Raw genomic sequence first — 4923 nt, 5'->3', positions numbered from 1 at the left:
TTAGCATCCGGTTTTTGACCGTTCAAAGACTCAGCTATCCACAGATGTGGATAAATTGCCGAGCGTTGCTGCGATGCAACGGCGCCGGCTGAAGCCGTGAAAGACTTTTAGATCAGGCTCCTAGCGGAACGGTGGCTCGTCGAAGGCGCGCAGCTTGCGGGAATGGAGCGCGGCGCCTTCGCGGCGCAGGATACGCAGCGCCTCGATGCCGATCCGAAGGTGCTGGCTGATCGCCCGCTCGTAAAAGGCGTTGGCCTGGCCGGGCAGCTTGATCTCGCCGTGCAGGGGCTTGTCGGAGACGCAGAGCAAGGTGCCGTAGGGAACCCGGAAGCGGTAACCCTGGGCGGCGACGGTCGCCGATTCCATGTCGATCGCCACCGCGCGCGACTGATTGAAGCGCAATGCGGAGAGGGTGTAGCGCAGCTCCCAGTTGCGGTCGTCGGTGGTGACGACCGTGCCCGTCCGAAGGCGCTGCTTCAGCTCCTGCGGCTCTTCGCCGGTGACCTCGACGGCGGCGTCGAACAAAGCCTGCTGGATCTCGGCCAGCGCCGGGATCGGCACCTCGGTCGGGAGCACGTCGTCCATCACATGATCGTCGCGCAGATAAGCGTGGGCGAGGACATAGTCGCCGATCGACTGGCTCGGGCGGAGACCGCCGCAATGACCAATCATCAACCACACCTCCGGCCGCATCACCGCCAGATGGTCGCAGATCGTCTTGGCGTTGGAGGGGCCGACGCCGATATTGACCAGGCTGATCCCCTCGCCGCGCGCGGCGATCAGATGATAGGCCGGCATCTGGTGCTTGCGCCACGGGCCTTCCTGCACCTTCGCGACCGCGTCGGGCGTGTCCCTGGTGACGAACACCCCGCCCGGGGCGGACAAGGCCTCATAGGGGCTGTCGTCGCGCTCGAGCTCCTCGACCGCCCAGCGCACGAACTCGTCGACATAGCGGACATAGTTGGTGAACAGCAGATAGCGCTGGCTGTGCTCGGGTGGAGTGCCGGTATAATGGCGCAGGCGGGCGAGGCTGAAATCGACCCGCGGCCCGTCGAACAAGGAGAGCGGCAGCGGCTCGTCGGGCCCGCCCATCCAGGCCCCGTCCGCCACCTCGTCGCCGATATGGGCGAGCTCGGTGGTCGGGAACCAGAGCGCGAGCTCCGCCGCCCTGGCGCCGTCGAGCCTGAGATCGTCGGTCGCGTCGAGCACATAGGGATAGGGGATCTCGCTCGCCGAGCGGCCGGCCTCGACCTCGACGCCATAATCGGCGACGAGATAGCCCAGCTGTTCGGTCAGATATTTGCGGAACAGATAAGGCCGGGCGATGCTGACCGCATAGGCGCCCGGGCGGTTCAGCCGGCCGAAGGCGCGGGGCGGCAGCTCGGCGGGCGCGCCGGGGCGATGGGTGATGCGCAGCTCGGGATAGGCGAACAGGCCGGCGGCGCGCGCGGCCGGGTCGGGAAGCTCGCCGGATTTCAGATAACGGGCGAGGGCGCCGCGCAGATTGGCGACCGACTCATCATAGATCGCGCAGAGCCGGTCGATAAGCTCGGGAATGGATTCGGGGCTGGTGACCAAGATCGTTCTCGTTTCGGCGCCGTGGCGGCGGATGATCGCTTCCTTCGCGCGCGGCGCGACGAAGTCAAATCGGGCGCGCTCAAAAAAGTTAACGCGGGCGCGACAGAATCATGGCTAACGCGAGACTAACCAAGGCGGAGGGGCTGCCTTGAGACGATACAGGTATCGTACCAAAGTCCTGACCGGCCGCTGGCGCGAGAGCTTTGACGCCGCCGTCGATGATGCTGCGCGCGCCGGCCAGATCGCTTACGACACCGAGAAGAAGAGCGCCTTCCGCTGGATCGTGCCGGGCAGCATCGAGGAGCGCGACGAGGATAGCGGGCAAGCGCGCCGCAAGGCCTGACGTCGACCGCGCCGTTGCGCGCCCAGGCGAATAGGTTAGGGTGCGCCGATGGGGGCGGCGGCACTGGATCAATCCGACCCGGCCGGGGCGCGGACGCGCTTCGCCGCTCAGCTTTACGTTCAGGTTCTGCTTGCGATCCTGCTGGGCGCGCTGGTCGGTCATTTCTGGCCCGAATGGGGGGCGGCGCTGCGGCCGCTGGGCGACGGCTTCATCAAGCTGGTCAAGATGATCATCGCGCCGGTAATCTTTTTGACCGTCGTACTCGGCATCGCCGGGATGAGCGAGATCAGGGCGGTCGGCCGGGTGGCGGCCAAGGCGATCGCCTATTTCCTGTTCTTCTCGACGCTGGCGCTGGTCGTCGGCCTGGTCGTCGCCAATGTGGTGCGGCCGGGCGAAGGGATGAACATCGATCCGGCGACGCTCAATGCCGGCGCGATCGCGACCTATTCGCAGCGCGCCCACGACGCGAGCGTCACCGCCTTCCTGCTCGACATCATCCCTGTGACGATGGTTTCGGCGCTGACCGAGGGCTCGATCCTGCAGGCCCTGTTCGTGGCGATCCTGTTCGGGGTCGCGATCGCTTTGGTCGGCAAGCCGGCCGCGCCCCTGGTCGACATGCTCGAACGGCTGGCGCGGGTCGTGTTCCGGATCGTCGCGATCCTGATGCGCGCGGCGCCGATCGGCGCGTTCGGGGCGATCGCCTTCACGATCGGCGCCTACGGCCTTGGCACGCTCGTCAACCTCGGCGCGCTGGTCGCGACCTTCTATCTGACCTCCTTGATCTTCGTGCTCGTCGTGCTCGGCGGCGTCGCGGCGCTGGCGGGCTTCTCGATCCTGAAGCTGATCCGATACCTCAAGGCCGAGTTGCTGCTGGTGCTCGGCACCTCCTCGTCGGAGGCGGCGCTGCCGGCCCTGATCGAGAAGATGGAACGCGCCGGCTGCGCGCGGCCGGTGGTCGGGCTGGTCGTGCCGGCGGGCTATTCGTTCAACCTCGACGGCACCAATATCTACATGACGCTGGCGGCGTTGTTCATCGCCCAGGCGTTGGGGATCGAGCTCAGCCTGTGGGACCAGGTCGCGCTGCTGCTGGTCGCGATGGTGAGCTCGAAAGGCGCGGCGGGGGTGACCGGCGCGGGGTTCATCACGCTCGCCGCGACCTTGTCGATCGTGCCGACCATCCCGCTCGCCGGCATGGCGCTGATCCTCGGCGTCGACCGGTTCATGAGCGAATGCCGCTCCCTCACCAACTTCATCGGCAACGCGGTCGCGACGATCGTCGTCGCGCGCTGGGACGGCGCACTCGATCGGGAGAAGCTGGCGCGGGCGCTGGCCGGACGCCCGACCACGACGCCGGCGGTGGAGCCGGCAACCGGATCCTATGACGAGGACTGATGGTGAGGTCGCTTGCGCTTCCGTCACCACGGCGCAAATCATCCCCCGGACGATTTGAGTCCGTGGTGACCCCTACGGGAATCGAACCCGTGTTTCAGCCGTGAAAGGGCCGCGTCCTAACCGCTAGACGAAGGGGCCGTGAGGCGAGGCCGCGCCTTAAGTGGCGGGGCGGGAAGGGTCAAGCATCGGCCCAGGCGGCGTCCTCCAGGTGGAGCTCGGCCGAGATCGTGCCCTGATATTCGTTGCGGCGGACCTGGCCGGCGAGCCAGAGCTTGCGGTGCGGGGGGGCGGCGAGCAGCGCCTCGCCAAGGGGCGAATCCGCCATGCGGAAGGCGATGCCCTTGACGCGGCGGCCGTCGTCACCGGCGGCGATGATGCGAAGGTGGTTTGTGCCGACCACGTCCGCCTTGACGATCGAGACCTGGCCGGCGGCGACGTGCGGGCCGGGCCAGCCGGCGCCATAGGGGCCGGCGCCGTCGAGGGCGTCGCACAAGCCCGGCTGGATGCCGCCCGGCGCGATGATGGCGTCGAGCAGCAGCGCGCGGTCGTCGCGACTCTTCGTCACGTCGGCGGCGAGGCGCTCGTCGAGGAAATCGGCCAGCGCGCCCAGCCGATCGGCGGCGACGGTGAGGCCGGCCGCCATCGGATGGCCGCCGCCGGCGACGAGCAGGCCGCTGTCCTTCGCCGCCAGCACCGCCGCGCCGAGATCGACGCCGGAGATCGAGCGGCCCGAGCCCTTGCCGAGCCCGTCCTCGCCCAGGGCGACGACGATGGCGGGGCGGCGCAACCGCTCCTTGAGGCGGCCGGCGACGATGCCGATCACGCCGGGATGCCAGCCGGGCGCGGCGACGATGGCGACGGCGCGATTGCCCTGGCCGGTCGCAAGGGCTTCGGCCGCTTCGGTCACCATCTGCTCGATCGTCCGCCGCTCCTCGTTGAGCCGGTCGAGCTCGGCGGCGATGGCGGCGGCTTCGTCGGCATCCTCGGTCGTCAGCAGGCGGACGCCGAGATCGGCCTTGCCGACCCGGCCGCCGGCGTTGATCCGCGGGCCGAGCGCGAAGCCGAGATCGCGGCACTCGGGGGCGCGGGCGAGGCGGGACGCGTCGGCGAGCGCGGCGAGGCCGGTATTGCCCCGCTTCGCCATCACCTTCAGCCCCTGGGTGACGAAGGCGCGATTGAGGCCGCGTAGCTGGGCGACATCGGCGACGGTGCCGAGCGCAACCAGATCGAGCAGCTCGACCAGCTTCGGCTCCGGCCGGCTCGCGAAGAAGCCGCGGGCGCGCAGGGTGCGCAACAAAGCCGCGCCGAGCAGGAAGGCGACGCCGACCGCGGCGAGATGGCCGTGGCTCGCCGCTTCGGTGGCCTCGTCCAGGCGGTTCGGATTGACCAAAGCGAAGGCGTCGGGGAGGCGGGCGGCGCATTTGTGATGGTCGACGACGATCACGTCGACGCCCGCCGCTTTCGCCATGTCGAGCGCCTCGAACGCCTGGGCGCCGCAATCGACGGTGACGATGAGCCGCGCGCCGCCCTCGGCGATCCGCACCAATGCCTCGCCGGAGGGGCCGTAGCCCTCCATCAGCCGATCCGGGATATAGGGCTGGGGATCGAGG

4 protein-coding genes and 1 tRNA gene are annotated in these 4923 nt (G+C 68.8%); 2 read left to right on the top strand and 3 right to left on the bottom strand.

Going from position 1 to position 4923, the window contains the following annotated elements; translation table 11 throughout:
* Positions 1-120 precede the first annotated feature (120 nt).
* Positions 121-1578, bottom strand: a complete 1458-nt coding sequence (locus tag ACT4N3_RS13840; protein WP_444855808.1) for an AMP nucleosidase — start codon at positions 1576-1578, stop codon at positions 121-123.
* Between the two features lie 148 nt (positions 1579-1726).
* Here ACT4N3_RS13840 and ACT4N3_RS13835 point away from each other — a divergent pair, with 148 nt between their 5' ends.
* Together ACT4N3_RS13835 and ACT4N3_RS13830 are read left to right on the top strand one after the other, a co-directional pair.
* Positions 1727-1921 carry a hypothetical protein gene (locus ACT4N3_RS13835; protein ID WP_444855807.1) on the top strand — a complete coding sequence of 65 codons (195 nt, stop codon included), beginning with the start codon at positions 1727-1729 and terminating at the stop codon, positions 1919-1921.
* Between the two features lie 48 nt (positions 1922-1969).
* Positions 1970-3313 carry a dicarboxylate/amino acid:cation symporter gene (locus tag ACT4N3_RS13830; protein WP_444855806.1) on the top strand — a complete coding sequence of 448 codons (1344 nt, stop codon included), beginning with the start codon at positions 1970-1972 and terminating at the stop codon, positions 3311-3313.
* Positions 3314-3376: 63 nt separating this feature from the next.
* Here the strand turns inward: ACT4N3_RS13830 and ACT4N3_RS13825 are convergent.
* Both ACT4N3_RS13825 and recJ read right to left on the bottom strand, forming a co-directional pair.
* Positions 3377-3451, bottom strand: a tRNA-Glu gene (locus ACT4N3_RS13825).
* A gap of 40 nt (positions 3452-3491) precedes the next feature.
* On the bottom strand, positions 3492-4923 hold a 1432-nt coding region (recJ, locus tag ACT4N3_RS13820), incomplete at its 5' end, for a single-stranded-DNA-specific exonuclease RecJ (protein WP_444855805.1).

It is taken from the genome of Sphingosinicella sp. (assembly GCF_052388015.1).
In the GTDB taxonomy this organism is placed as follows: domain Bacteria; phylum Pseudomonadota; class Alphaproteobacteria; order Sphingomonadales; family Sphingomonadaceae; genus Allosphingosinicella.
The sequence above is the reverse complement of the archived record's forward strand: the minus strand, read 5'-3'. Positions and strand labels throughout refer to the sequence as shown.